At 67.6% G+C, this 25,051-nt stretch carries 20 protein-coding genes; 8 read left to right on the plus strand and 12 right to left on the minus strand.

The genetic code is table 11. The annotated features are described in order from the left end of the window. Positions 1-106: 106 nt before the first annotated feature. The 4 genes from DVU99_RS17020 to rpmB all read right to left on the minus strand — a co-directional run bounded on the left by DVU99_RS17020 (position 107) and on the right by rpmB (position 1,648). Positions 107-520 carry a thiol-disulfide oxidoreductase DCC family protein gene (locus tag DVU99_RS17020; protein ID WP_114241424.1) on the minus strand — a complete coding sequence of 138 codons (414 nt, stop codon included), beginning with the start codon at positions 518-520 and terminating at the stop codon, positions 107-109. Continuing rightward, on the minus strand, positions 510-1,058 hold the full coding sequence (locus DVU99_RS17025; protein ID WP_114241425.1) for a DUF4166 domain-containing protein: 549 nt from the start codon (positions 1,056-1,058) through the stop codon (positions 510-512). Before DVU99_RS17025 ends, DVU99_RS17020 begins: the two co-directional genes overlap by 11 nt. A 175-nt stretch (positions 1,059-1,233) precedes the next feature. Continuing rightward, entirely contained in the window at positions 1,234-1,401 is a 168-nt protein-coding gene (gene rpmG / locus DVU99_RS17030; RefSeq protein WP_008211962.1) for a 50S ribosomal protein L33, read from the minus strand. Between the two features lie 10 nt (positions 1,402-1,411). Next, positions 1,412-1,648, minus strand: coding sequence for a 50S ribosomal protein L28 (gene rpmB / locus DVU99_RS17035; protein ID WP_026033649.1), 237 nt, complete (start codon positions 1,646-1,648; stop codon positions 1,412-1,414). A gap of 313 nt (positions 1,649-1,961) precedes the next feature. Between rpmB and secB the strand changes: the two genes are divergently transcribed. The 3 genes from secB to DVU99_RS17050 all read left to right on the plus strand — a co-directional run bounded on the left by secB (position 1,962) and on the right by DVU99_RS17050 (position 6,631). After that, a complete protein-coding gene (secB, locus tag DVU99_RS17040) occupies positions 1,962-2,453 on the plus strand; it encodes a protein-export chaperone SecB (protein WP_114241426.1) in 492 nt (163 codons plus the stop codon). A 10-nt stretch (positions 2,454-2,463) separates the two neighbouring features. Then, positions 2,464-3,489: an NAD(P)H-dependent glycerol-3-phosphate dehydrogenase gene (locus DVU99_RS17045; RefSeq protein WP_114241427.1), complete on the plus strand. Its 1,026-nt coding sequence runs from the start codon at positions 2,464-2,466 to the stop codon at positions 3,487-3,489. A 115-nt stretch (positions 3,490-3,604) separates the two neighbouring features. Continuing rightward, on the plus strand, positions 3,605-6,631 hold the full coding sequence (locus DVU99_RS17050; protein ID WP_114241446.1) for a DEAD/DEAH box helicase: 3,027 nt from the start codon (positions 3,605-3,607) through the stop codon (positions 6,629-6,631). A gap of 411 nt (positions 6,632-7,042) precedes the next feature. Here the strand turns inward: DVU99_RS17050 and DVU99_RS17055 are convergent, their stop codons facing one another. Together DVU99_RS17055 and DVU99_RS17060 are read right to left on the minus strand one after the other, a co-directional pair. Then, positions 7,043-7,366, minus strand: a complete 324-nt coding sequence (locus DVU99_RS17055; RefSeq protein WP_114241428.1) for a hypothetical protein — start codon at positions 7,364-7,366, stop codon at positions 7,043-7,045. 98 nt (positions 7,367-7,464) lie between these two features. Continuing rightward, on the minus strand, positions 7,465-8,148 hold the full coding sequence (locus DVU99_RS17060) for an HAD family phosphatase (RefSeq protein WP_114241429.1): 684 nt from the start codon (positions 8,146-8,148) through the stop codon (positions 7,465-7,467). Positions 8,149-8,392: 244 nt separating this feature from the next. Between DVU99_RS17060 and DVU99_RS17065 the strand changes: the two genes are divergently transcribed. Then, positions 8,393-8,698, plus strand: coding sequence for a hypothetical protein (locus DVU99_RS17065; protein WP_114241430.1), 306 nt, complete (start codon positions 8,393-8,395; stop codon positions 8,696-8,698). A 38-nt stretch (positions 8,699-8,736) separates the two neighbouring features. On the opposite strand, the gene glk is transcribed toward DVU99_RS17065, so the two are convergent. The 4 genes from glk to DVU99_RS17085 form a co-directional block, all read right to left on the minus strand. After that, complete coding sequence (gene glk / locus DVU99_RS17070) at positions 8,737-9,756, minus strand: glucokinase (protein WP_114241431.1); 1,020 nt, start codon at positions 9,754-9,756, stop codon at positions 8,737-8,739. A 125-nt stretch (positions 9,757-9,881) separates the two neighbouring features. Continuing rightward, positions 9,882-11,261: a cytochrome c gene (locus tag DVU99_RS17075; protein ID WP_114241432.1), complete on the minus strand. Its 1,380-nt coding sequence runs from the start codon at positions 11,259-11,261 to the stop codon at positions 9,882-9,884. Continuing rightward, positions 11,258-13,036: a GMC family oxidoreductase gene (locus DVU99_RS17080; RefSeq protein WP_114241433.1), complete on the minus strand. Its 1,779-nt coding sequence runs from the start codon at positions 13,034-13,036 to the stop codon at positions 11,258-11,260. The genes DVU99_RS17075 and DVU99_RS17080 overlap by 4 nt, the downstream gene beginning before the upstream one ends. Next, positions 13,033-13,746, minus strand: a complete 714-nt coding sequence (locus DVU99_RS17085) for a gluconate 2-dehydrogenase subunit 3 family protein (protein ID WP_114241434.1) — start codon at positions 13,744-13,746, stop codon at positions 13,033-13,035. The genes DVU99_RS17080 and DVU99_RS17085 overlap by 4 nt, the downstream gene beginning before the upstream one ends. A 430-nt stretch (positions 13,747-14,176) precedes the next feature. Here DVU99_RS17085 and adiC point away from each other — a divergent pair, with 430 nt between their 5' ends. The 3 genes from adiC (at position 14,177) to DVU99_RS17100 (ending at position 18,835) form a co-directional block, all read left to right on the plus strand. Continuing rightward, positions 14,177-15,520, plus strand: coding sequence for an arginine/agmatine antiporter (gene adiC / locus DVU99_RS17090; protein ID WP_114241435.1), 1,344 nt, complete (start codon positions 14,177-14,179; stop codon positions 15,518-15,520). A gap of 38 nt (positions 15,521-15,558) precedes the next feature. Next, the gene (locus DVU99_RS17095) at positions 15,559-17,859 is read left to right on the plus strand and encodes an Orn/Lys/Arg decarboxylase N-terminal domain-containing protein (protein WP_114241436.1); all 2,301 of its coding nucleotides are present in this window, start codon (positions 15,559-15,561) and stop codon (positions 17,857-17,859) included. Positions 17,860-17,932: 73 nt separating this feature from the next. Beyond that, the gene (locus DVU99_RS17100; protein WP_114241437.1) at positions 17,933-18,835 is read left to right on the plus strand and encodes a cation diffusion facilitator family transporter; all 903 of its coding nucleotides are present in this window, start codon (positions 17,933-17,935) and stop codon (positions 18,833-18,835) included. Positions 18,836-18,865: 30 nt separating this feature from the next. Here the strand turns inward: DVU99_RS17100 and DVU99_RS17105 are convergent, their stop codons facing one another. Next, positions 18,866-19,726 (minus strand): alpha/beta hydrolase, encoded by an 861-nt coding sequence (locus DVU99_RS17105; RefSeq protein ID WP_232823639.1) that lies wholly within the window; start codon positions 19,724-19,726, stop codon positions 18,866-18,868. A 188-nt stretch (positions 19,727-19,914) separates the two neighbouring features. On the opposite strand from DVU99_RS17105, the gene DVU99_RS17110 reads away from it, so the two are divergent. Next, positions 19,915-24,492 carry a DEAD/DEAH box helicase gene (locus tag DVU99_RS17110; RefSeq protein ID WP_114241438.1) on the plus strand — a complete coding sequence of 1,526 codons (4,578 nt, stop codon included), beginning with the start codon at positions 19,915-19,917 and terminating at the stop codon, positions 24,490-24,492. Between the two features lie 89 nt (positions 24,493-24,581). On the opposite strand, the gene DVU99_RS17115 is transcribed toward DVU99_RS17110, so the two are convergent. After that, a complete protein-coding gene (locus tag DVU99_RS17115) occupies positions 24,582-24,953 on the minus strand; it encodes a nuclear transport factor 2 family protein (RefSeq protein WP_114241439.1) in 372 nt (123 codons plus the stop codon). Positions 24,954-25,051 lie beyond the last annotated feature (98 nt).

Raw genomic sequence — 25,051 nt, forward strand, 5'->3', positions numbered from 1 at the left:
CGTCAACGCCCGGAGCGCACCCTGTGTGCGACCGCTGTGTTCCGTCGTTTCCGCTCTGCCGGTTTGTCGCGCACAGGGTGCGCTCCTACAGAGAGCCGCCGCCCCATCAGTCGATGAATCGCCACGCCTGTGTCGGCTCGGGCAGTCGGCACTGCTGGCGTCGTCCAAACAATGTGTAGCGGTGACGGGCAATCCATCGATAGCCCCGGTCGCGCAACGGCCGCGGTATCGCACGCAGCGCGCCGCCAGCCCAGTGCCAGCGCCCCCCCAGTTGTGCCAACACGCGAACGATCGCGTCGGTGTCGCTGTAGCCCTGGCCGTCCTGCACCAGCAGGAACGACATCGGGTCATCCGGCGACAGGCCATGTGCAACGAGCAGCGATCGACCGTGCTGCCCCTGCATGGCGGCCAGCCGGAAGCGGCCGTGGCGGTCATGGCGAAGGATGAAGTCCACCCAGCGGCTGCACAGCACGCATACGCCGTCGAACACGATCACCGGGTGTACGGCATCAGCGGACATGCTCGATCTCCAGCCAGCCGTGATAGCTCACCAGCCGGCCGAGCAAGGGAAGATGAACATCGATGTCGAAGGTATAGCGTCCTTCGTTCGCACCGCTGCGGGAAAACACCGTGCCGAACAGTCCGCGCGGCAATGGCAGGCCCAGGAGGCTTGCGCGCCGAAGTTGCCAGTCGATCGCATCGCTCTCGCGCCGCAGGGAAAAGTGCAGGGTGACGGGGCCGAGCCGCTCGCGCAGGTGGGCATCGTTGCCCCGGCGCAGGGTGGAATGCATGCGGCCGCGCGCGAAGCGGCGCGTCCAGCGTTCGTGGCTCGCGTGGCGTTCGATGGTCAGCGCGATGGCTTGTGCATCGCCCGGCTCGGGCAGGGTCAGCAGGCGGCGCAGCCCGCGGGCGAAGGCGTGGCTCGCGCCCCTCACCTGGGCCTGGCCGCTGGCCTCCAGCACCTCGCCGTCGGCATGCATGCGCTGCACGGCTGGCGCCAGCTGCGACCAATCGGCGGGAGCCAGCAAGCTGCGGAACAGGGCAGGGGGCGGGGGCATGGAAGCCGATCTTCCGAGAGCGGGCCGTCCTCGGCAAGCGGGCAACAAAAAACCCGCCTTGCGGCGGGTTTTTCGTTGGAAAAGCGAGAGTCGCTGGACCCCTGTTCGAGGCCCCCTCTCGGGGGGCGCAGGGGTGAACAACGGCGTGCCAAGCGCTACGCGCCTGGACCGTTGTTCACTTGATCTTGCCTTCCTTGTAGATCACGTGCTTGCGAACCACCGGATCGTACTTCTTGAACTCGAACTTTTCCGGGGTGTTCTTCTTGTTCTTCTGCGTGGTGTAGAAGTGGCCGGTGCCGGCCGAAGAGATCAGGCGGATCTTGTCTTGCTTGCTGTTAGCCATGGCTCAATCCTCAGATCTTTTCGCCGCGGGCACGCAGGTCGGCGAGCACGGCTTCGATGCCGTTCTTGTCGATCGTGCGCAGGGCATGGTTGGAAACGCGCAGCTTCACCCAGCGGTTCTCGCTCGGGACCCAGAAGCGGCGCTCATGCAGGTTCGGCAACCAGCGGCGACGGGTCTTGTTGTTAGCGTGCGAGACGTTGTTACCAGTCCGCACACCCTTTCCGGTGACTTGGCAAATACGGGCCATGATGACCTCCTGTGTAGGCGCCCTGGGGCGCGTTTGCCACCCGTTAGCCAGGGCGGCATCGGCCCAGCGGCGCAAGCGCCACGCGATGCTGGAGATGGAGCGTTTCGCGTCTGCCGTGAGGCCCGCATCGCGTGGCGGACGTGCCCGATGGGTCGGGTCGGCATGGTCGAGCCGGTTATTCTCCCAGAAAAACAGGGCGGTGCGCAATATTTGCCCAGTCCGCCCCCGGGGGCGCATGGCAGGCGCCGGGGATGTATGGAACAATCCAAGCCCTTTGCGTTTTCACGTACCGCACACTTACGAGGAATACCCCATGGCAGATGTATCCGCCAACGGCCAGGCCGGCCAGCCGCAGCTGGTGCTGCAGAAGATCTACGTGAAGGACGTCTCCTATGAGGCCCCCAACGCGCCGCAGATCTTCCAGGAAGTCGGCGAGACCGACCAGCAGCCGCAGGTCCAGCTGAACCTGGGCCAGAAGTCCACGGACATGGGCAACGACCTCTATGAAGTGGTGCTGAGCCTGACCCTGACCTGCGCGCTGGGCGAGCGCACTGCCTACCTGGCCGAAGTGCACCAGGCGGGCGTGTTCGGCATCGCCGGCTTCGCCGAGGAAGACCTCAACGGCATCCTCAACAGCTACTGCCCGAACCTGCTGTTCCCCTATGCCCGCCAGATGCTGTCGTCGCTGGTGCTGGAAGGCGGCTTCCCGCCGTTCCTGCTGCAGCCGATCAACTTCGACGCGCTCTACGCCGAGCAGCAGCGCCGCATCCTCAGCGGCAGCGCCGTGCCGACCCTGAACAGCTAAAGCGCAGCCCATGGTTGAGCGTCCGACCCTGGCCGTCCTGGGCGCCGGTTCGTGGGGCACCGCCCTGGCGGCCCTCGCAGCCCGCAACCAGGTGCCGACCCGGCTGTGGGGGCGTGATGCCTCCGCGCTGGCCGCGATGGCCCAGACCCATTGCAACCAGCGCTACCTGCCGGACGTCGAGCTGCCCGCCGAGCTGAGCTACGAGGCCGACCTGGCCGCCGCCCTGCGCGGTGCCCAGGTGGTGCTGATCGTGGTGCCCAGCCACGCCTTCGCCTCCATGCTGGAGGAGATCGCCCCGTGGCTGGAGCCCGATGCCCGCATCGCCTGGGCCACCAAGGGCTTCGAGCCCGGTACCGGCCGTTTCCTGCATGAACTGGTGGATGAGCGCTTCCCCGGCCGCCCGGCCGCGGTAGTGACCGGCCCCTCGTTCGCCAAGGAAGTGGCTTCGGGCATGCCCAGTGCGGTCACCGTGCACTCCAACGATGACGCCTTCGCCCACGAACTGGCCCTGCTGCTGCATGCGCCCAACTTCCGTGCGTATTCCGGCAGGGACGTGCTGGGCGCGGAGCTGGGCGGCGCCATGAAGAACGTGCTGGCGGTGGCCACCGGCGTGGCCGACGGCATGGCGCTGGGCCTCAACGCCCGTGCCGGCCTGATCACCCGCGGCATGAACGAGATGCTGCGCCTGGGCATGGCGCTGGGTGCCCGCCCGGAAACCCTGATGGGCCTGGCCGGCCTGGGTGACCTGGTGCTCACCTGTACGGGCGACCTATCGCGCAACCGCCGCCTGGGCCTGGCGCTCGGGCGCGGGCAGGCCATCGACGACGCCGTGCGCGAGATCGGCCAGGTGGTGGAAAGCGTGCTCACCGCCGACGAGGTGGTGCGCCTGGCCACCAAGCACGGGCTGGATCTGCCCATCAGCAGCGGCGTGCGCGCCGTGCTGCATGGCGAAGTGACCCCTGCCGAAGGCCTCAAGCGGCTGATGGGCCGTGAGCAGAAGCCTGAATATCCCAAGGGCCTGTTCGGCCCGTTCTGAACCGCAGCGTCGATGACCTCGTCGTCCGGCGTGAAAAACCGGGCGATGAGACGCGCACTTCAGCAAGACCCTTGCTAAGCTGAATCTTTTGGTCGTCTTAGCGGACCGAATGCGCATGCAGTCACCGGACGATAAACGGCACGACCGTCTGACCCAGCAACGCAGCGACAGCGGCGATGAGCCGTTGCCGGGCGTCTGGCGCAAGCTGCTGGCTGCGCCGGTCACCGGAACGCCGCATGAGCCGACCGTGCTTGGCTTCTTCCTCGAGGTGATGCTGGAGGAAGGGGTGCCGTTCGCGCACCTGGACGTGGCCCCGGTGCTGCTCACCGTGGCCGACCAGGGCCGCTTCGTGCGCCCGGCGCCGCTGGACAGCAAGCATCTGGCCCAGCAGCCGCTGGCGCCGCACGAGCAGCGCCTGGCGGCCACCGTGCTGGGGCTGCCGCAAACCCTGCGCAAGAGCCGCAGCTATGCCCGCCTGGCCGGGCATGTCGGCGACGCCCTGCTGGCCGAAATCCTCGACACCTCGCCGTGCTTCCTGGGCGGACTGGCCGGGCTGCGCCTGTCGCGCGGCAAGTCCCACCAGCTCAACTGGCACTGGCTGCTGGAGCAGGATGGCAGCCAGCGCCTGCTGCCCTCGCTGCCCGTCAACCATCGCCTGCTGCGGCTCGATGGCCTGTGGTACCTGGACGCCGAGCGCGCCGAGCTGGGCCACCTGGAGGCGCCGCCGGAAGAATCGCAGTGGCTGGACCTGCCGCCGCTGAAGCACGAGTACAGCGAGGGCCTGCGCGAGGCGCTGCCGCACAGCCGTCTGTCGCATCGCCTGCCGTTGCCGCAGGTGCTGGGCGAGCTGCGCCGGGCCGAGCTGGAGCCCAAGCCGGTACTGACCCTGCATGCATTGACCCGCCACGCCCGTCTCGCCGCCGGCACGCCGCCGCTGGCCTATGCGCGCCTGGCCTTCGACTACGCCGGTGAACGCCTGCCCGGCCGTGGTGGCGAGCCGCTGGTGCGGCGCGTGCGCAACGGCCAGCTGGTGGAGATCACCCGCCGCCGCGCCGAAGAACTGTCCGCGATGGAGCAGCTCGAGCGCGCCGGCCTCACGCCCGGCGTGGATACCGAAGGGCTGCCCTGGGACCTGGCCGATACGCTGCCTGACGACGCCTGGCTGTTCCCCGGCAAGGGCTACGCCGGCGCGCTGGAAGTGAATACGCCGGCGCGCTGGCTGGCGTTGCGACCCAAGCTGGAAGCCGACGGCTTCGTGCTCGATTACGCGCCGAGCTTCCCGTTCGAAGTGCTGGAAGGCCCGGTGCGCTGGTACGGCAACGCGGTGGAAGACACCGACGACCACGCCTTCGACCTGGAAATCGGCATCGAGCTGGAAGGCAAGCGCCACAACCTGTTGCCCGCAGTGGCGCAGGCGCTGGCCGAGCACACCCTCAACCTGAGCCCGGCGCCGAACGAGCCCGAGGACGCGGTGTGGTACGCCCCGGTGGACGAGCGTCGCCGCGTGCCGGTGCGCCTGAAGGAACTGCGTGGCTTGCTGGCGCCGCTGGCCGAATACCTGGAGCGGCCGCGCAAGAAGCTCCACCTGCCGCGCGTACAGGCCGGTCGCCTGGAGGAATTGGTCGAGGCACTGCCCAGCGGCGGCGAGCTGGAGGCTCCCGAGGCGCTGCGCGGCTTCACCGCGCGCCTGCGCGACGCCGCCGAGCGCGCCAGCGACGCGGTGCCCGAAGGGCTCACCGTCGAGCTGCGCCCCTACCAGCGCGAGGGTCTGCGTTGGCTCAACGCGCTGGCCGAGGCCGGCGTCGGCGGCGTGCTCGCCGATGACATGGGCCTGGGCAAGACCCTGCAGCTGATCACCCACCTGCTGGCGCTGAAGGAGCGCGGCGCGCTGACCCAGCCGGCGCTGGTGGTGGTGCCCACCAGCCTGATCCCGAACTGGCAGGCCGAGGTGGCGCGCTTCGCGCCGGCCCTGCGCGTGCTGGCCTTGCATGGCCCGCAGCGTGGCGGCGATTTCTCCCAGCTGGGCGCGCAGGACATCGTGCTCACCAGCTACGCGCTGCTGCCCCGCGACGTGGTCACGCTGCGCAAGCAGCCGTTCTCGCTGATCGTGCTGGACGAGGCGCAGCAGGTGAAGAACCCGCGCACGCAGGCGCGCCGCGCGGTGCTCAGCCTGCGCGCACCGCGCTGTATCTGCCTCACCGGCACGCCGCTGGAAAACCACCTGGGCGAGCTGTGGTCGCAGGTCGATCTGGCCGTGCCCGGGCTGCTCGGCGACGAGGGTGCGTTCCGCCGTCACTACCGCGTGCCGATCGAGCGCCACCGCGACACCGATTGCCAGGATCGCCTCAACCGTCGCCTCGCGCCGTTCATCCTGCGCCGTACCAAGTCGCAGGTGGCCAACGAGCTGCCGCCCAAGACCGAGATCACCCGTCGCGTGGTGCTGGAAGGCCGCCAGCGCGAGTTGTACGAAAGCCTGCGCCTGTCGCTGGCCGAGGAGTTGCGCGAGGTGATCGCGCAGCGCGGCATCGCGCACAGCGGCATCGTGGTGCTCGATGCGCTGCTCAAGCTGCGACAGGTGTGCTGCGATCCGCGCCTGGTCAAGCTGGAAGCGGCGCGCGGCGTGCGCGACTCGGCCAAGTTCGAGCTGCTGATGGACATGCTGCCGGCGCTGCTGGCGGAAGGGCGCAAGGTGCTGCTGTTCTCGCAGTTCACCGAAATGCTCAAGCTGATTTCGCACGAGCTCGATCGCCAGCGCATTCCCTACGTGACGCTCACCGGCGAAACGCGCGATCGCGCTGAGCCGGTGCGCCAGTTCCAGGAAGGCGAAGTGCCGCTGTTCCTGCTCTCGCTGAAGGCCGGCGGCGTGGGTCTCAACCTCACCGCGGCCGACACCGTGATCCACTACGACCCTTGGTGGAACCCGGCCGCCGAAGCGCAGGCCTCCGACCGCGCGCACCGCATCGGCCAGGACAAGCCGGTGTTCGTGTTCCGCCTGATCACCGGCGGCACGGTGGAAGAGCGCATCGAGGAGCTGAAGGCGCGCAAGGCCGAGCTGGCGGAGGCGGTGCTGGAAGGTGGCGGCACGCGCGAGAAGCTCAGTTTCGACCAGGCGGATCTGGACGCGTTGCTGGCGCCGGGTTGATGGCGGTTGTTCCTCCCCCTCCGTGGGAGAGGACGCGCCGAACCGAGCCCACCTCCCGTCCGGCCCTGTGTAGGAGCGCACCCTGTGCGCGACCGCCTTTGGCCGCGCTCGGCGTACGAGCGCCTTTTGCGCAACCCGGAGTCAAGGAAAAGTAAGCCCAAGTCGTGGCCTGAAGAGCTGGCGGCACTGCATTGCATACAGGCGCTGTCGACTGCGGCCGGCCGGAGCGGTGACGTGCTGGCTCAGGGACAACCGCTACACCGCGGGGCGTCGATGTGCTGAGGACTTAAGGCCTCGCGCTTGTTGCACACGCATTGCCCACTCGCTCGCCGCGCTCGTCCCGCGCTCGCTCTTGGGAAGAGGGTTGGGGTGAGGGGCCATGCTCGCGACAACCCTCATCAGCGCGACCTCTCAAAGCGCCGGACGCGTGCGCAACAGTGCATCCACCGCCTGCTGCCATTGCGGCGAGCCCGGGGGTGATTGCGGGGCTTCCTGGCCGAGCTTGTGCTGCACGGCCTGGTTCCATTCGTCGGAGCCCTGATCCGGGCTGTGGCCGTCGTCGGTGATCTGCAGGCGGTCGTCGACCCATGCGTACCATTCGGGCGAGCCGAGCACGGCGTTGTCCGGCGCGTTCTGGGCGGCCTTGGGTTGTGGTGGCTTCTGCTCCGGCGGTGGCGACGACGGTGAGCACGCCACCAGCAGGGCGAGAGGAAGCATGGCGAGGAAGCGGCGCATGACGGCCTCCGTATGGCGATTCGTGCCCCGAGACTAACCGCAAGAGACTGCGGGGCGATGAATCATTCCTGACGTGGGGCGTCGCTACCGGCTTCAGCTCATGGGCGTGCGGCGACTTCGTCGATGTGCTTGAGCAGATCCGCCGGATCCTCGTACACGCGGAACGCGCCGGCGTCTTCCAGTTCTTCTTCGCCGTAGCCGCCGGATAGCAGGCCCACGCCGAGCGCACGCGCGCGTTGCGCGGCCAGCATGTCCCAGATGCTGTCGCCGATCACCAGGCTGTAGTGGATGTCCACGCCCAGGCGTTGTGCCGCGGTGACGAACAGGTCGGGGTCGGGTTTGGCATGGCGCACCTGGTCGCGCGTCACCACCGGCACCTTGGACGGATCGACGCCCAGCGCCTCCAGGTTGTGCGCGGCGGTGGTCATGCGGCCACTGGTGGCGATCGCCCACGGAATGCCTTCCTCGGTGAGGAAGGCCAGCAGTTCGCGTGCACCGGGCAGCGGGCGCACCGAGCCCTGCGTGGCCTGGCGGTTGTAGGCCTCGGCATGCCAGGTGCGAAGGCGCATCAGGCGATCCTCGGTGATCTCCAGCCCGGTCTCGCGCAACAGCATGTTGGCGAACAGGCCGCCGCTCATGCCGATGCGGCGATGGATGCGCCACACCGACAGCTCCACGCCTTCGCGGTCGAGCGCTTCCTTCCACGCCAGCACATGCTGGTAGACGCTGTCGACGAGGGTGCCGTCGAGGTCGAACAGGAACGCGGTATCGGCGCGGGGCATGGTGGTCGGATTCCATCGGGGAGAGGCGCTACAGCGTAGCACTCGTCTCGCGGTATCCCTGACGGGTCGTGATCTGAATCACATGGCTTTGTAGGGGCGAAGCGCGGATGACAGAAAGATTTCTTCGAAGCCCCCACCATGCAGGTGTCGGGCGGGAATCTCGGTCGGCAGTGGTCATGAAAGGCCATCGTCACCCCGGCGAAAGGAGCGCTCGACGTACCGTCATCCAGTCGAGGACAACATCATGAAAAGCAAACTTCTGCTTATCGTCGTGGCGTTGGCGGCATGCTCGGCCGCGGCCAGCGCGCAAAACGCGAGTGGCCGCATCACCTTCGTCGGTCGCGTCGTCGCAGCCGGCTGCAGCTCCAGCCAGCCGGTGGCGGACCCGCACGCGGGCATGGGCAACTGCAAGGCGGCAGGCCGGGTGCGTGCCGTCTATGCGGAGGACATGAAGGCGGTGCCGCGAGACAGCGATGTCGCCATGCTCGACTACTTCAGCCGACGCGGCGATCGCGGTGCCAAGTACGTGGTGACGCGCCTGTATCGTTGAGACGAGGCGTTGTCGCCGCAGGGCGGCGGACGGAAGCGTCAGCCGCCCGCCAACAGCGGCCTGCCGGCGTCGAGCACCGCCAGCGCGGCGGCGCCGAGCAGGCCAGGCTCCGGATGCATCATCGCGATGGTCGGCACCTGTTCCATGGTTTCGCGGAAGCGGCCCTTGGACTCGAAGCGTTCGCGGAAGCCGCCATGCTTGATCCACGGCAGCAGGATCGGCAGCACGCCGCCGGTGAGGTAGACGCCGTCCCAGCCGCCGAGGCTGAGCACCAGGTCGCCGGCCACGCTGCCGAAGATGCCGGCCAGCGTCTCCACCGTGCGCACGCACAGCGGATCGCTGCCGGCCTCGGCGCGCGCGGTGATGTCTTCTGGCGTGTATTCCTCGGCGGGCTGGCCGGCGATGTCGGCCAGCGCGAGGTAGAGGTTCACCAGGCCGTTGCCGCAGATCATGCGTTCGTTGGACACGCGGCCGAAGCGCGCGTTGAGGCGATGCAGGATCTCCACGTCCTCGGCGGTGTGCGCGGCGAAACCGGCGTGGCCGCCTTCGGTCTCCAGCACGATCCAGCGGCCGTCACGGCGCAGCAGGCCCGCCACGCCCAGGCCGGTACCCGGGCCCATCACCACGAAGGTCTGCTGCTCGCGCTGGCCCAGTTCCGGCATGGGCTGCGGGCCCACCGAGGAAAGCTGCTGGTGCGTGTGCAGCGGCACCGCCATGGCCTGTGCGGCGAAATCGTTGACCAGGTGCACCGACTCCATGCCCAGCTCGGCCTGCAGCGCATGCGCGGCGATCTGCCAGGGATTGTTGGTGACCTTCACCGTCTCGCCTTCGCTCACGCGGCCGGCAGCGGCGATGACCGCGCGCGAGGCCGTGTGCCCGGTGTCCTGGAAATACTGGCGGATCGCCTCGGCCATCGAGGCGTGGTCCTTGACGCGGTAGCGGCGCACGCTGTCTTCCATGAGGGGAGCAGCGCGGCCGGTGTCGGCCAGGGCGAAGCGCACATTGGTGCCGCCGAGGTCAGCAAGCAGAGTCGGGGCGGCACGTTCGGGCGGTCTCATGGACGATCCTGGCTTGGGGAGACGGTAAGGGTGACTCCCTCGGGCTTTTTCGTCCAGTGGTGCGCTGCAATGCAGCCCTGCGCGTGGCCCATACTTTCGCGCAGGGTTGGCCTTCTGGCCGTCCGCTAGGGTTGCTGGGCGCGTGGATCGTAGCCGGTCATGGTGGTCTTGCCCTCCGGCGGCAGGCTGCGCAGGCGCGCGACCTGTTGCGCGCTCACCGCACCGCCGCGGTTGCCCCAGCTGGCACGCACGAAGCTGAGCACGTCGGCGACCTGCTGGTCGGTGAGGCGCTCGCGGAAGGCGGGCATGCTGAACTGCGTGGGGGCATCGCGCCCGGAGGGCATGGTGCCGCCATGCAGGACCAGCCGGATGGCCGAACCGGGGTCCGGTCCGTTGAGTACCGGATTGCCGGCCAGCGCCGGGAACACCTGGCCGTAGCCATGGCCATCGGTACGGTGGCAGGTGGCGCAGTTGTCCACGTACAGCTGGGCGCCTGGCGCCGATACGTTGCCGCCGTGCAGGGCATCGCGGGTGGCCGGATCGTAGGTCAGGGGAGCCTCTTCGCGGGCCGCCGGCAGCGACTTGAGGAAGTGTGCGATGGCGGCCAGATCCTCGTCGCTCATGTATTGCGTGCTGTGTTCGATCACGTCGCTCATGCCGCCGAACACTGCGCTGCGTTCGTTGCGTCCGGTCTTGAGCAGTTCCACCAGTTCCTCCTCGCCCACGCTGCCCAGTCCGCTGGCCAGCTCGCCGCGCAGGCTCGGCGCCACCCAGTTGTCGCTCTCGCCCCCGCTCAGGTACGCGCTGCCGTCCTGCGGACCCAGTGCCTTTTCCTGCAGCGTGAACGCGCGCGGCGTATGGCAGGCGCCGCAGTGGCCGAGGCCTTCCACCAGGTACTGGCCGTGCGCCAGCGCGGGATCGCCACCGCCTTCGACCGGCGCCACCTTCGGCGCGAACAGCCAGCGCCAGTACACCAGTGGCCAGCGCATCGACAGTGGCCAGGAGATGTCCTCGGCCTTGTTGGCCTGCTGCACCGGCTGCACGCCATGCATGAAGTACGCGTACAGCGCCTGGATGTCCTGGTCGCTCACATGCGCGTAGGAGGGATACGGCATGGCCGGGTACAGCGTATGGCCGGCGGCGTTGATGCCGCGGCGCACCGCGCGCTCGAACTGGCCGTAGGTGTAGTCGCCGCTGCCGGTGGTGGGGTCGGGCGTGATGTTGGTGGTGTAGATGGTGCCGATCGGCGAGGCGATCGGCAGCCCGCCGGCGAACTGCTTGCCGCCGGGCACGGTATGGCAGGCGGCGCAGTCGCCGATGCGTGCCAGGTACTCGCCCTGCCTGACCTGTTCGGGCGTGGGCGGTGGCGCTGTGGCGGAAGGATCACCGCCGCCGCCGCGGAACACGTGGGTGGCCAGCCAGGCCAGCACCACCAACACGATCAGTATCACGATGACGCGCAGCAGGCCGCCACCACCACGTCGACGCCGGGCTACGGTGTTCATGCCTGCACCAGGGGGCCGGGATTCTTGAGGTAGGTCTCGCGGATGGCCTTGGCCGACCAGTAGGTGAGGCCGCCGATGAGACCGGTCGGGTTGTAACCGAGGTTCTGCGGAAACGCCGAAGCGCCGGTGACGAACAGGTTGTGCACGTCCCAGCTCTGCTGGAAGCGGTTGAGCGCGCTGGTTTCCGGCGAGGCACCCTGGATCACGCCGCCGGTGGTGTGCGTGGTCTGGTACTGGCGGATGTCGTAGTGGTCACCGGGCTTGCGCAAGGTCAGCGAGGTCGCCTTGGGCTTCATCTGCTTGACGATTTCCTGCGCGCGATCGGTGACGAACTGGGACATCTTGTATTCGTTGTCGTGCCAGTCGAAGGTGATGCGCAGCAACGGCAGGCCGAAGGCATCCTTGTAGGTGGGGTCCAGGTCGAGGTAGCGGTCGCGATAGGCCATCACCGACCCGTGCGTGGCCACGGTAGTGGCGTGCAGGTAGTTTTCCTTGGCGGCCTTCTTCCACGCCGCACCCCAGCCCGGCGTGCCGGAGGGCACGATGAGCTGCTGGATCGGCCGTCCGCCGGTCTGGCCGCCGTAGATGTAGGCGCCGCCGACGAAACCGTGCGTGGCGTGGTCGAAGTGGTCGGAGTTGAAATCGTCGACGATCTGCACGCCGCCGGAGCCACCGCCGATGAAGGGGTTGATCGCCACGTCCTGGTCGAAGAACACACCGATGCTGCTCATCATCTGGTACGCGTAGTTCCTGCCGATCACGCCCTTGCCGGTGGCCGGGTCGTACGGCGTGCCGATGCCCGAGAGCAGCATCAGGCGCACGTTGTGCATCTGGAACGCGGAGACGATCACCAGGTCGGCCGGTTGCTCCACCTGCTGGCCCTGCGCGTCGATATAGGTGACGCCGGTGGCGCGCTTGCCGGTGGAGTCGAGGTTGATCTTGATGACGTGGCTGTTGGTGCGCAGCGCGAAATTGGGCTTGCGCATCAGCACCGGCAGGAGGGTGGTCTGCGGCGAGGCCTTGGAATACATGAAGCAGCCGAAGCGCTCGCAGTAGCCGCACAGGTTGCACGGCCCCAGCCGCACGCCGTGCGGGTTGGTGTAGGGGCGCGAGGCGTTGTCCGAGGGCTGCGGGAACGGATGCATGCCCAGCGCACGCGCCGCATCGGCAAACAGCTTGGCGCCGTAGGTGTCGGCCACCGGCGGGTTGGGGTAATCCTTCTGGCGCGGACCTTCGAACGGATTGCCGCCATCCTTGATCTCGCCATTGAGGTTGCCGGCGCGGCCAGAGGTGCCGCACAGGTATTCGAACTGCTCCAGGAACGGCTCCAGCTCGGTGTAGCTGACGCCGTAGTCCTGGATCTGCATGTCCGCGGGCATGAATTTCTGCCCGTAGCGCTTGCTGATGTGGCTCTGGAACTCCAGGTCTTCCGGCGAGGGTCGGTAGTGCTGTCCATTCCAGTGGATGCCGGCGCCGCCCACGTTGTTGCCGAACAGGAACGAGCCGTACTGCCGATACGGCACCGCGGTGTCGGTGAGCGCGTGGCGGACGGTGACGGTTTCGCGCGCCAGCGGCTGGAACAGTTCGCCGCGGATGCCATAGGCCAGTTCGTCGGCGTTGTGCGGATAGCTGAAATCGGGCGACGTATCGCGATAGGCGCCGCGTTCCAGCGCGAGCACGTTGAGGCCTGCGTTGGCCAGTTCCAGCCCATGGATGGCGCCGGTCCAGCCAAAGCCCACGATCACCGCGTCCACCGGCTTCATGCGCGTCGTCATGACTTGGCTCCCTGGATCGACACCGGGCCAAACGGATAGACCTTGCCGGGCTGTTCCACCCAGTCGGCGAAGTCGGCGCGCGCCCCGGGAAAACCGATCATCTTCCACGCCGCCATCTGTTTGTTGCCGCCGTACATCGGATCGGCGAAATAGCCTTCCTTGGTGTTGGTCAGTAGCTGCGAGAAGAACACCGCGGTGGGTACGTCGTCGAGCTTGATCTCGCCTTTCTCCAACTGGTGCAGTACCTCGTCGCGCTGCTCGGGCGAGAGCAGCGAGAACTTCTGGTTGTGCTGCTTCTGGCACCAGTCGTCGATGGCGGGGATGGCCTTGCGATAGAACTCGCGCGGCGTGTAGCGCAGCTGGTAGCCGAGGGTGGCGGGGGAGTCGGGAACGAACGGGCCCTGCATGTACCACAGACCGCCGTGTCCGTAGGCCGCCTCCATCTGGCGGTCGATGAACTCGGGCACGCCGGCTTCCACGGCGCCGGGACCATCCTCGTTGGCGGGAATCAGCCGATCCACCGCGGCGTGCAGGAACTCCCACTCCGGCGCGGTGAAATAGCGTGGCGCGTAGCTGCTGGCGGCGGCGGGTGTCTCCGTCGACTGGCCCTGGGCCAGGGCGGATGAGCCCAGCAGCGTCACTGCAGGCACCGCCACCATCGACTGTCGCAGGAAGTCCCGCCGCGAAGGCGAGTTGGGCTTGTTCGACATGGCATCCCCCGAGGCGAACCAGTGGACAGCGGCGCCTATGCTCGCCCCGGCCGTGAATGCGTTGCGTGAAGGATGGCCTGCCTGCGCGCTATCCCAACCTTCACGGCATGTCGACCGGGCCCATGGCGACAATCGCGCTCAATTGCCGCCCGTCTGGCATGCGCTTCGTTGCGCAGCATTCCGCAGGTCGACTGGTGGCCCTGAAGCTGGCCGGTACATGGAGCGTGCAATGCCTGGGTGCATAAGGAGTCGTGCGCCAAATGGAACCCAAGGGATTGCACACGATGGCGGCGTCGTCCCAGGGAGGCACTCCTTGCCATGTTGAGACGCACCTGCGTCCAGGTTCCACGTGTTTCATGCGCTGGCGTTTCGTCGTGCGTCGGCCTCGTCATGCCCACTCCTCTTTCCATCCTCGTTCGGGAGCCACCTCATGGCTGATGACAAGCGCAAGATCGGTGTCGTAGCGGCCACCTTCCTGGTAGCCGGCAACATGATGGGCTCGGGCGTGTTCCTGCTGCCTGGCAGCCTCGCCAAGATCGGCAGCGTGTCGATGTGGGGATGGATCGTCACCACCATCGGTTCGCTGTTGCTGGCCTTCGTGTTCGCCAAGCTGGGACGCCTGGCACCGAAGGCGGGTGGACCGTACGCCTACGCGCGCGATGCGTTCGGGCCCTACATGGGCTTCCAGACCAACACTATCTACTGGTTCGCCAACTGGATCGGCAACGTGGCCCTGCCGGTGGCGGCCGTGGGCTACTTCAGTTACTTCGTCCCGGCGCTGTCACAGCCGATGGTGCGCACCATCGTGGTGCTGGTGCTGATCTGGCTGTTCACCTTCGCCAACATCCTCGGCGCGCAGGTGGTGACGCGCATCCAGTCGATCACCACCTCGTTCGCGTTGATCCCGCTGTTCGGCATTGCCATCTTCGGCTGGTTCTTCTTCAAGAGCGACCTGTTCTCCGCGGCCTACAACGTCACCGGCAAGAGCGATTTCCAGGCCATTTCCGGCGCCGCCTCGCTCACCCTGTGGGCCTTCATCGGCGTGGAGTCGGCCTCGGTATCGGCGGCCGTGGTGAAAGACCCCGAGAAGAACGTGGCGGTGGCCACCATCGCCGGCGTGGCGCTGGCGGCGGTGGTGTACATCTCCAGTTCCGCGGTGATCATGGGCATGATCCCCAACGACCAGCTGCAGGTGGCCGACGCACCCTTCGCGGTGGCCGCACAAGTCGCCATCGGCAAGGTCGGTGGCTGGGTGGTGAGCCTGTGCGCCGCGCTGGGTGCCGGCGGCTCGCTGGGCGGCTGGATCCTGCTCACCGCATTGAGCGCCAAGGCCGCCGGTGACGACGGCCTGTTCCCCAAGATCTTCAGCAAGGCCAACAAGGACGATACCCCGGTACAGGGCCTGCTGATCGTGGGCGTGCTGATGTCGCTGATCGTGCTGATCACCGCCGCCTCGCCGACCGCGTCGGCGCAGTTCGAGGTGATCACCCAGGCGGCCGTGGTGCTCACCCTGCTGCCTTACATCTACTCGTGCGTCGCCTGCTACTTCGCGGTGGAGCAGAGCCATTCCACCACCCACACCGGTGTGTACTGGGTGCTCACCAGCATCACCGTGGTGTACTGCCTGTGGGCGATCTTCGGCACCAACGGCGACCTGGTGACCTACGCCTTCCTCTTCATGCTGTTCATCACCGTGTTCTATCCCTTCTTCAGCGAACAGCGCCGGCGCGAGCGCGAGCTCAAGGCCGTTGCCACGCCCGCACCGCGTTCCTGAGTCCTGTCCCCCGCCCCCGCGATTGATGGAGTCTGGCCATGTATTTCAACGCACTCGATTACCCCGTTGTCATCATCGATGACGATTACGATTCGCCGCGCATCAACGGCATCCTGATCCGCCAGCTGGCCGACGAGATTCGCGGTTACGGCCATCGCGTGCTCAGCGGCCTGACCATGAGCGACGCCGAGGCGGGGGCGCGTACCTACAACGCGGCATCGGCGGTGCTGATCTCGATCGATGGTACGGAGGAGGGGCCGCACCAGTTCGACCGGCTGTACGACTTCCTCAACACGCAGCTGGCCTACCGCGAGAACCTGCCGATCTTCCTGTACGGCGAGCGCCGCACGGTGGAGCAGGTGCCGACCAAGTTGCTGGGCATCACCCACGGCTTCATCTTCCTCTACGAGGACACCAAGGCCTTCATCGCCAAGCAGGTGATGCGCGCCGCCGACGAGTACATGAACAACCTGCTGCCGCCGTTCTTCAAGGCGCTGGTGGTGCATGCGGCTGAATCGAACTACTCCTGGCACACGCCAGGCCATGGCGGCGGCGTGGCGATCACCAAGTCGGCAGCGGGTCGCGCGTTCCACCAGTTCTTCGGCGAGAACACCTTCCGCAGCGACCTTTCGGTGTCGGTGCCGGAACTGGGTTCGCTGCTCGACCACACCGGGCCGGTGAAGGCTGCCGAACACGAGGCGGCACGCAATTTCGGCTCGGACCACACCTTCTTCGTCACCAACGGCACCTCCACCGCCAACAAGATCGTGTGGCATGGCACGGTGGCCCGCGGCGACGTGGTGTTCGTGGACCGCAACTGCCACAAATCGCTGCTGCACTCGATCGTGATGACCGGTGCGATCCCGGTGTACTTCACGCCCAGCCGCAACGCGCACGGCATCATCGGCCCGATCAGCCTGGACCAGTTCAATCCCAAGGCAATGGCCAAGCGCGTGGCCGAGCATCCGCTGGCCAGCAAGGTGGCCAAGGCCAAGGGCAAGGACTTCAAGCCCAAGATCGCGGTGGTGACCAACTCCACCTACGACGGCCTTTGCTACAACGTGGAGAAGATCGCCAAGGACATCGGCGGCGGCGTGGACTTCCTGCATTTCGACGAGGCCTGGTACGGCTACGCGGCCTTCCACGAGATGTACGACAACCACTACGCGATGGCCAAGGGCAAGCCGCGCGACCAGGATCCGATCATCTTCGCCACGCAATCGACCCACAAGCTGCTGGCGGCGTTCTCGCAGGCCTCGATGATCCACGCGCGCAACAGCAAGACGCGCGAGCTCGATGCCGAGCGCTTCAACGAAGCGTTCATGATGCACACCTCCACCTCGCCGCACTACGGCATCATCGCCTCGTGCGACATCTCCTCGCGCATGATGGAAGGTCGTGCCGGCCGCAGCCTGATCGAGCAGATGCACAAGGAGGCGATCGCCTTCCGTCGCGCCGTGCTGCACGTGGGCGACAGCATCAAGAAGGGCGACTGGTGGTTCAGCGTGTGGCAGCCCAGCGAACTGCGCGATCGTTTCGACGAGGGCGAGCGCGCCGCGGCGCCGGTGAGCACCAAGCAGGCGGACTGGAAGCTGGTGCCCAAGGCCGCCTGGCATGGCTTTGGCGACCTGGCCCGCGACTACGTGCTGATCGATCCGATCAAGGTCACCCTGGTCACGCCGGGCCTGACCATGGACGGCAAGACCGAGAAGCAGGGCATTCCCGCCGCCGTGGTCAGCCGCTTCCTGTGGGGGCGCGGCATCACGGTGGAAAAGACCAACCTGTATTCGTTCCTGATCCTGTTCTCCATGGGCATCACCAAGGGCAAATGGAGCACGCTGACCACCGAACTGCTGGCGTTCAAGGAGCTGTACGACGCCAACGCGCCGCTGGATCGCGCACTGCCCTCGCTGGTGGCCGAGCACCCCGAAGCCTATGCCAAGACCGGCCTACGCGACCTGTGCGACGCGTTGCACGCGTTCAATACCAAGAACAAGGTGGCTCAGGTGATGCGCGAGATGTACGTGGAGCTGCCCGAGCCGGTCATGCCGCCGTCGGAAGCGTATGACCGCCTGGTGCGCGGCGAAGTGGAGCGGGTGGAGATCGAGAAGCTGCCCGGCCGTATCGCGGCGACCATGCTGGTGCCGTATCCGCCGGGTATTCCGGTGATCATGCCGGGCGAGAAGTTCGGCGCGAAGGACTCGCCGATCATCGAATCGCTGCGCACCGCCAAGGAGCAGAACGAGCGCTTCCCCGGCTTCGAGTCCGACGTGCACGGCCTGATCATCGAGCCGGGCCCGAATGGCCCGCGCTACGTGGTCGAGGCGCTCAAGCGCTGACGCCCTCCTGCACAACGCGGCACAGCCGTCCTCTCCGGCATAATCAGGCCCGACGCGTCCTCGGGCCTTGGTCATGGATACCTCCCGCGAACAACAGCAGCTGCGCCTCTCCATCGGCGTCACCTTCCTGGTGGGCGTGGCCTGTGTCGCGGTGGGCCTGGGAATGCGCTCGCAGGCGATCGCCTTCGACGGCTTCTATTCACTGGTGGACGTGGTACTCACCGCCGGCTCGTTGATGGTCTCGCACCTGGTCACCAGTGAAGGCAGCCGCCGCTTCCAGTTCGGCTACTGGCACCTGGAGCCGCTGCTGGTGGTGTTCAACGCCAGCGTGCTCACCGCCATCTGCAGCTACGCGGCCTTCAGCGCGCTGCACGACCTGCTCGCCGGCGGCCACGAACTCTCCTTCGGCTTCGGCGCGGCATGGGCTGCAGTGATGGGTGTGGCGAGCCTGGCGATGGCGGTGCTGATGCGTCGTCGCGCGGTGGAGCTCGGCTCGGCCCTGCTGCAACTGGACGCCAACGGCTGGTTCATCGGTGGCTGTATCAGCGTGGCTGTACTGGTGGGCTTTGCGGTCGGCGCCCTCATTCGCGGCGGCTCGCTGGACCACTGGACGCGCTACATCGATTCCTCCGTCCTGCTGCTGCTGATCATCGCGCTGCTGCCGCTGCCCCTGGGCAACCTGTGGCGCGCCCTGCGTGAAGTACTGCAGCTGGCGCCCGACGACCTGGACCAGCGCGTGCGCGTGGCCATGAACGCCCTGGTGGCCGAACGCGGCTACCGGGGTTTCGCCAGCTACGTGGCCAAGATCGGCCGCATGCGCTTCATCGACATCCACATCCTGGTGGACCCTGCGCAGCCGTTGGGCACCATGGCCGAGGTCGACGAGACGCGCAGCGAAATCGCACGCCGCCTCGGCAGCGATATCCGCGCCGAATGGCTCACCATCGTGTTCACCGGCAAGCGGGAATGGATGTGACTGCCCTGAACTCGATTCAGGGGTGCGCTCCTACACGGGGCCTTGCCGCTTCTGCAGCCAGTCGCCCAGCTGTTTCAACACCTGGCTGCGCGAGGGCTCGGCCTCGTTGAACAGCTCGTGGTACAGCGAATCGAAATAGCGCGTGGTGAGGTACTTGCTGGCCCAGGTGCCGGAGGAGAAATCGCGGCTGCCTGCCGGGTTCACCAGCCGATCCGCGCCGGCCACCAGCAATAGCGTGGGCACGGTCAGCTGGGATGCGTCGCGCACCGAATCATCGCCCGCACGGAAGATGAAATCGGCCAGCCGCGGCGTGATCCAGCCATGGCGCAGCGGGTCGGCGCGATAGGCCGGCTCCACCTGCGGGTCATGCGAGAGCTTGTCGAACGGCAGCCCATTGGGCAGTGGCAGGTTGGGCGCCAGCTTGGACATCGCCGTGGCCAGGTAGCGCTTCCAGATGGGCTCCCAGGTACGCAATGCGGGCGAGGACAGCACCATGGCCGGCGGCTGGATGCGCTGGTCCAGCACGCAACGCGCGGCGACCAGTCCGCCCATGCTGTGGCCGAGCAGCAGCGGCGGCTGCGGCAGCCTGCCGGCATAGTCCTGGTAGACCGTGGCGAGGTCTTCCAGCAGGTCGTCGCGATGGGGCAGGGCACCGCGTCGCCCGGCGGTGCGGCCGTGGCCACGCTGGTCGTAGGCGCGCACGGCGTAGCCGCGGGTGTGGAACCAGGTGGCCAGGCGCTGGTAGCGACCACTGTGCTCGCCCAGGCCATGCACGATCAGCACCGCGTCGCGGGCGCGTGCATGCGGCCAGTCGCGCACGAACAGCGGGTGGCCATCCGCCATGGCGAGGGAATGGGACTGGTCGGTACCGTGGTCGCCCGGTTGGTTCACTGCGCGCTCTCGACGGGAAAGGGCCGAATTCTGCAACAAGCGAGGCCGCTATGGCGCAGGGCCGACGTGCTGCGTCGCGGCATTCGGTGGCCGGCCGCATGAATGCCCGCGCCAGGGGCGGTTGCCGGGCGCTGCCCAAGACCCCATATCTCGTTGTCTGAGAGGCGCTTGCGCCACACTGGACGCCCATGCCACTGCACGACTTCCATCCCGCCGTCGCGGCCTGGTTCCGGAATACCTTTCCGGCACCGACCGCCCCGCAGCAGGCTGCCTGGCCTTCGATCCGGGCCGGGCGGCATACGCTGGTGGCCGCGCCGACTGGATCGGGCAAGACACTGACGGCGTTCCTGTCGGCCATCGATACGCTGGTGCGCGAGGGCGTGGCCAACGGCGGCGTGCTGCCCGATGTCACCAGCGTGGTCTACGTGTCGCCGCTCAAGGCGCTTTCCAACGACATCCGCATCAACCTGGAAGCGCCGCTGGAAGGCATCCGCGCCGAGCTGGCCCGCATGGGCCTGCCCGATGTGGACATCCGCACCGCCGTACGCACCGGCGACACGCCGCAGGCCGAGCGCAACTGGATGCGCAAGCAGCCCCCGCACATCCTGGTCACCACGCCGGAGTCGCTGTACATCCTGCTCGGTTCGGAATCGGGCCGCGCGATGCTGGGCGGTACGCGCACGGTGATTGTCGACGAGATCCACGCACTGGCTTCCAGCAAGCGCGGCGCGCACCTGGCGTTGTCGCTGGAGCGGCTGGAATCGCTATGCCAGCGCCGCCTGCTGCGCATCGGCCTGTCGGCCACGCAGAAGCCGATTGAAGATGTCGCGCGATTCCTCGTGGGCTCGCACGCCACTCCCCCTCTCCCCGTCGGGGAGAGGGCCGGGGTGAGGGGACAGTCTCGCGACACCGGCCGCTCGAAGCGAAACACCGCTCTTCCCAACCAACCCGCAAGCCCCGACCCCTCACCTCAGTCCTCTCCCCCAAGGGGAGAGGAAGAAAGCGTCACCATCATCGACGTCGGCCACACCCGCGAACGCGACCTCGCCATCGAAGTCCCGCCGGTGCCGCTGGAAGCGGTGATGTCCAACGACTGCTGGGAGCTGGTCTACAACCGCCTCGCCCAGCTGGCGGAGAGCCATCGCACCACCCTCGTGTTCGTCAACACGCGGCGCATGGCCGAGCGCGTGGCGCGACATCTCTCCGAACGCCTGGGCAAGCCGGCCGTAGCGGCCCATCACGGCAGCCTCGCCAAGGAGCAGCGGCTCGATGCCGAGCAGCGCCTCAAGCGCGGCGACCTCAAGGTGCTGGTGGCCACTGCCTCGCTGGAACTGGGCATCGACATCGGCGACGTGGACCTGGTGTGCCAGCTGGGCTCGCCGCGCTCCATCGCGGCCTTCCTGCAGCGCGCCGGACGTTCCGGCCACGCCGTGGACGGCACGCCCAAGGCGCGCCTGTTCCCCAGCACGCGCGATGACCTGGTGGAATGCACCGCGCTGCTCGATTGCGTGCGCCGCGGTGAACTGGACACGCTGATCCAGCCACCACAGCCGCTGGACGTGCTGGCCCAGCAGATCGTGGCCGAAGTGGCCTGCCAGGAATGGAGCGAGGACGCGCTGTACGACACGCTGCGTCGCGCCTATCCCTACCGCAACCTCAGCCGCCGGCAGTTCGACGCCACCGTGCGCATGCTCGCCGAGGGTTTCACCACGCGCCGCGGTGCACGTGCTGCGTACATCCATCGCGATGCGGTGCATGGGCAGCTGCGCGCGCGTCGCGGTGCACGCCTTACCGCCGTGACCTCCGGCGGCGCCATTCCCGATACCGCCGACTACCTGGTGGTGCTGGAGCCGCAGGCCACCATCATCGGCACGGTGAACGAGGACTTCGCCGTCGAAAGCCTGGCCGGCGACGTGTTCCAGCTCGGCAACACCAGCTACCGCATCCAGCGCGTGGAGCGCGACCGCCTGCGCGTGGAAGACGCCCAGGGCGTGTCGCCGAACATCCCGTTCTGGCTGGGCGAAGCACCCGGCCGCAGCGCCGAGTTGTCGCTGGGCGTATCGCGCCTACGCGAAGAGATCGCCCAGCGTCTGGACGAAGGCGGCCTGCCCGCCGCGCTGCAGTGGCTCAAGCATGCGCTGGGGCTGGGCGAAGCCGCCGCGCAACAGCTGGCGGAATACCTCGCCGCCGCCAAGGCAGCGCTCGGCGCGCTGCCCACCCAGCACACGCTGGTGTTCGAGCGCTTCTTCGACGAATCCGGCGGTACCCAGCTGATCATCCACACGCCGTGGGGCAGCCGTATCAATCGCGCATGGGGCCTTGCCCTGCGCAAGCGCTTCTGCCGCCAGTTCAATTTCGAGCTGCAGGCGGCAGCGACCGAGGACGCCATCGTCCTCTCGCTCTCCACCAGCCACAGCTTCCCGCTGGAAGAAGTGGCGCGCTACCTGCACTCCAGCTCCGCCGAACACGTGCTGGTGCAGGCCCTGCTCGACGCACCGCTGTTCCCCGTGCGCTGGCGCTGGAACGCCACCACCTCGCTCGCGCTGCCGCGTTTCCAGGGCGGCCGCAAGGTGCCGCCGCAGCTGCAGCGCATGAAGAGCGAAGACCTGCTCGCCACCGTGTTCCCCGACCAGGTCGCCTGCCTGGAGAACATCGTCGGCGAGCGAGAGATTCCCGATCATCCGCTGGTCAACCAGACCCTGCACGACTGCCTGCGCGAAGCGATGGATGTCGACGGCCTGCTGCATATCCTGCGCGGGCTGGAACAGGGATCCATCACCGTGGTCGCCCGCGACCTCGCCGCACCCAGCCCGCTGGCCGGCGAAGTGCTGAGCGCCGCGCCGTATGCCTACCTCGACGATGCGCCGCTGGAAGAACGCCGCACGCAGGCCGTGCAATCGCGCCGCTGGTCCGCCCCTGAAAGCGCCGACGACCTCGGCCGCCTCGACGCCGACGCCATCGCCGCCGTGCGCGAGGAAGCCTGGCCGCAGGTGCGCAGTGCCGATGAAATGCACGAGGCCCTGGGCATCCTCGGCGGCATCACCCAGCTCGAAGCCGATACCCACGGCTGGAACGACTGGCTAAACAGCCTCGCGAAAAACCACCGTGCGACACGCCTGTCTCCCGCTCCCCTGGGGGGAGAGGGCGGGGGTGAGGGGCCAACCTCGCCCCAGTCCCTGTGGACCACCGCCGAATCCCTGCCCAAATGGCAAGCCGTCCACCCCGCCGCCACGCTGCACCCGCCGATCGAGGCCCCGGCCGAATACGCCGCCCAAACCTGGACCCGCGAAGACGCCCTGCTGGAACTGGTGCGCGGCCGCCTTACCGGTTGCGGCCCGGTCAGCGTGGCCGAACTGGCCGGCGCACTGCAGGTTGAAGCCAGCGACATCGACCTCACCCTGCTGCGCCTGCAGTCCGAAGGCTATGTGATGCAGGGCCACTTCACCCCGGGCACCTCCGAGGTGGAGTGGTGCGAACGCCATCTGCTCGCGCGCATCCATCGCTACACCATCGGCCGCCTGCGTCGCGAAATCGAACCGGTAAGCCGACGCGACCTCATGCGCTTCCTGTTCGACTGGCAGCACGTGGCACCCGGTGCCCGCCTCAGCGGCCCCGATGCACTGCCCGCCGTGCTGACCCAGCTCGAAGGCTACGAAGCGGCCGCCGGCGCTTGGGAAGCCGAACTGCTGCCCGCGCGCATCGACGACTACGCCATCAGCTGGCTGGACGAACAGTGCCGCGCCGGCCGCGTCAGCTGGAGCCGCCTGCGCGGCAGCGCCGGTGGTGGCAGCGGCCCCGTGCGCGCCACGCCCATCGTGCTGCTGCCAAGGCGCAGCGTACCCGTGTGGACCAGCGTCGCCACGGACGAGGCCTCCACGCAGGACGTGCAGGTATCCTCGCGCGCCCAGGCCGTGCTCGATGCGCTGCGCGACCACGGCGCGCTGTTCTTCGACGAACTCGGCAGCCTGACCCATCTGCTGCGCACCGAACTGGAAGACGCGCTGGGCGAACTCGTCGCCGCGGGCCGCATCACCGCCGACAGCTTCGCCGGCCTGCGTGCCTTGCTGGTACCCGCCGCCAAGCGCGACGCCCATCGTCATCGCCGCCTGCGCCACCACATGCTCACCGGCATCGAAGACGCCGGCCGCTGGTCCCTCGTTCGCACGAGCACTTCCTTCTCCCCTCCGGGGAGAAGGTGGCCCGAAGGGACGGATGAGGGGCGGGTGCTCGCCAAAGCCTCACCGAGTACCGCGCCCAAAGACCCGGAAAACCTAGACCACATCGCCCGCACCCTGCTGCGCCGCTACGGCGTGGTGTTCTGGAAGCTGCTGGAACGCGAAGCCCCCTGGCTGCCCAGCTGGCGCGAACTGCTGCGCGTCTACCATCGCCTGGAAGCCCGCGGTGAAATCCGCGGCGGCCGCTTCGTGGAGGGCCTGGTCGGCGAACAGTTCGCCCTGCCCGAAGCCATCGCCAGGCTGCGCGCCATCCGTCAGCAGGAACCGCATGGCCAGCGCGTACTGGTCAGCGGTTCCGACCCGCTCAACCTGGTGGGCACCGTGCTGGCTGGCAACAAGCTGCCCGCGGTGGTGGGCACCCGCGTGCTCTACGAGGATGGTGTGCCGGTCGCCGCGTGGGTGGCCAACAAGCCGCAATGGCTGGTGGAGTCCACCACCGAGCAGCAACAACACTGGCGCAACGCGTTGTTGCGCCGCGCAGACCACGACCACTTGCTGGCCGATAGCCGCGTTGCAGGCCTCCGCCCTTGAGCGTCCGCCCGTCGTTCCTGCGAAAGCAGGAACCCAGCGCCTTCAGGCACCAGGCCCATGCGAAAACCCGAGCGCGCCCCGGGCATCCTTTACTCGCTGTAATCGCCGATATAGATCAGCAGCCCATCGCGCTCGCGGAACTCGCTGCGCCCATTGAGCGTGATCGACTGCCCCGCGCGCACGCCGTTGGGCAGATCCACCGCAAACGTGCCGTCGAACAGGATATGCGCCGTGGCCAGCCCATCCCGTTCCTCATAGGCCAGGATCAGCTGGCGCCGCGCGGAAAACAGGTAGCGCGAGTTCTCCGCCAGCCGCCGCAGCTCATCGGCGCCCTGCGTGCGCACACTAAGTACCCCGGCCGTGTAGTTCTCGAACACCACCTCGCGATGCATCGTGGCCAGCATGCCATCCACATCGATGCGGTTATACGCAGCCAGGTAACGTTCGATCAGCTCGCGCATGGCACATCCTTCGGGTTGTCTCGTATCCACCTCTCCGAGCCCACGCGACAGGCAGAACGGTCGAATGCCGTCCTGTGCTTGTAGAATCCAGGGGGGGG

Origin of the sequence: Dyella sp. C9 (assembly GCF_003332825.1) — a bacterium.
Taxonomy (GTDB): domain Bacteria; phylum Pseudomonadota; class Gammaproteobacteria; order Xanthomonadales; family Rhodanobacteraceae; genus Dyella.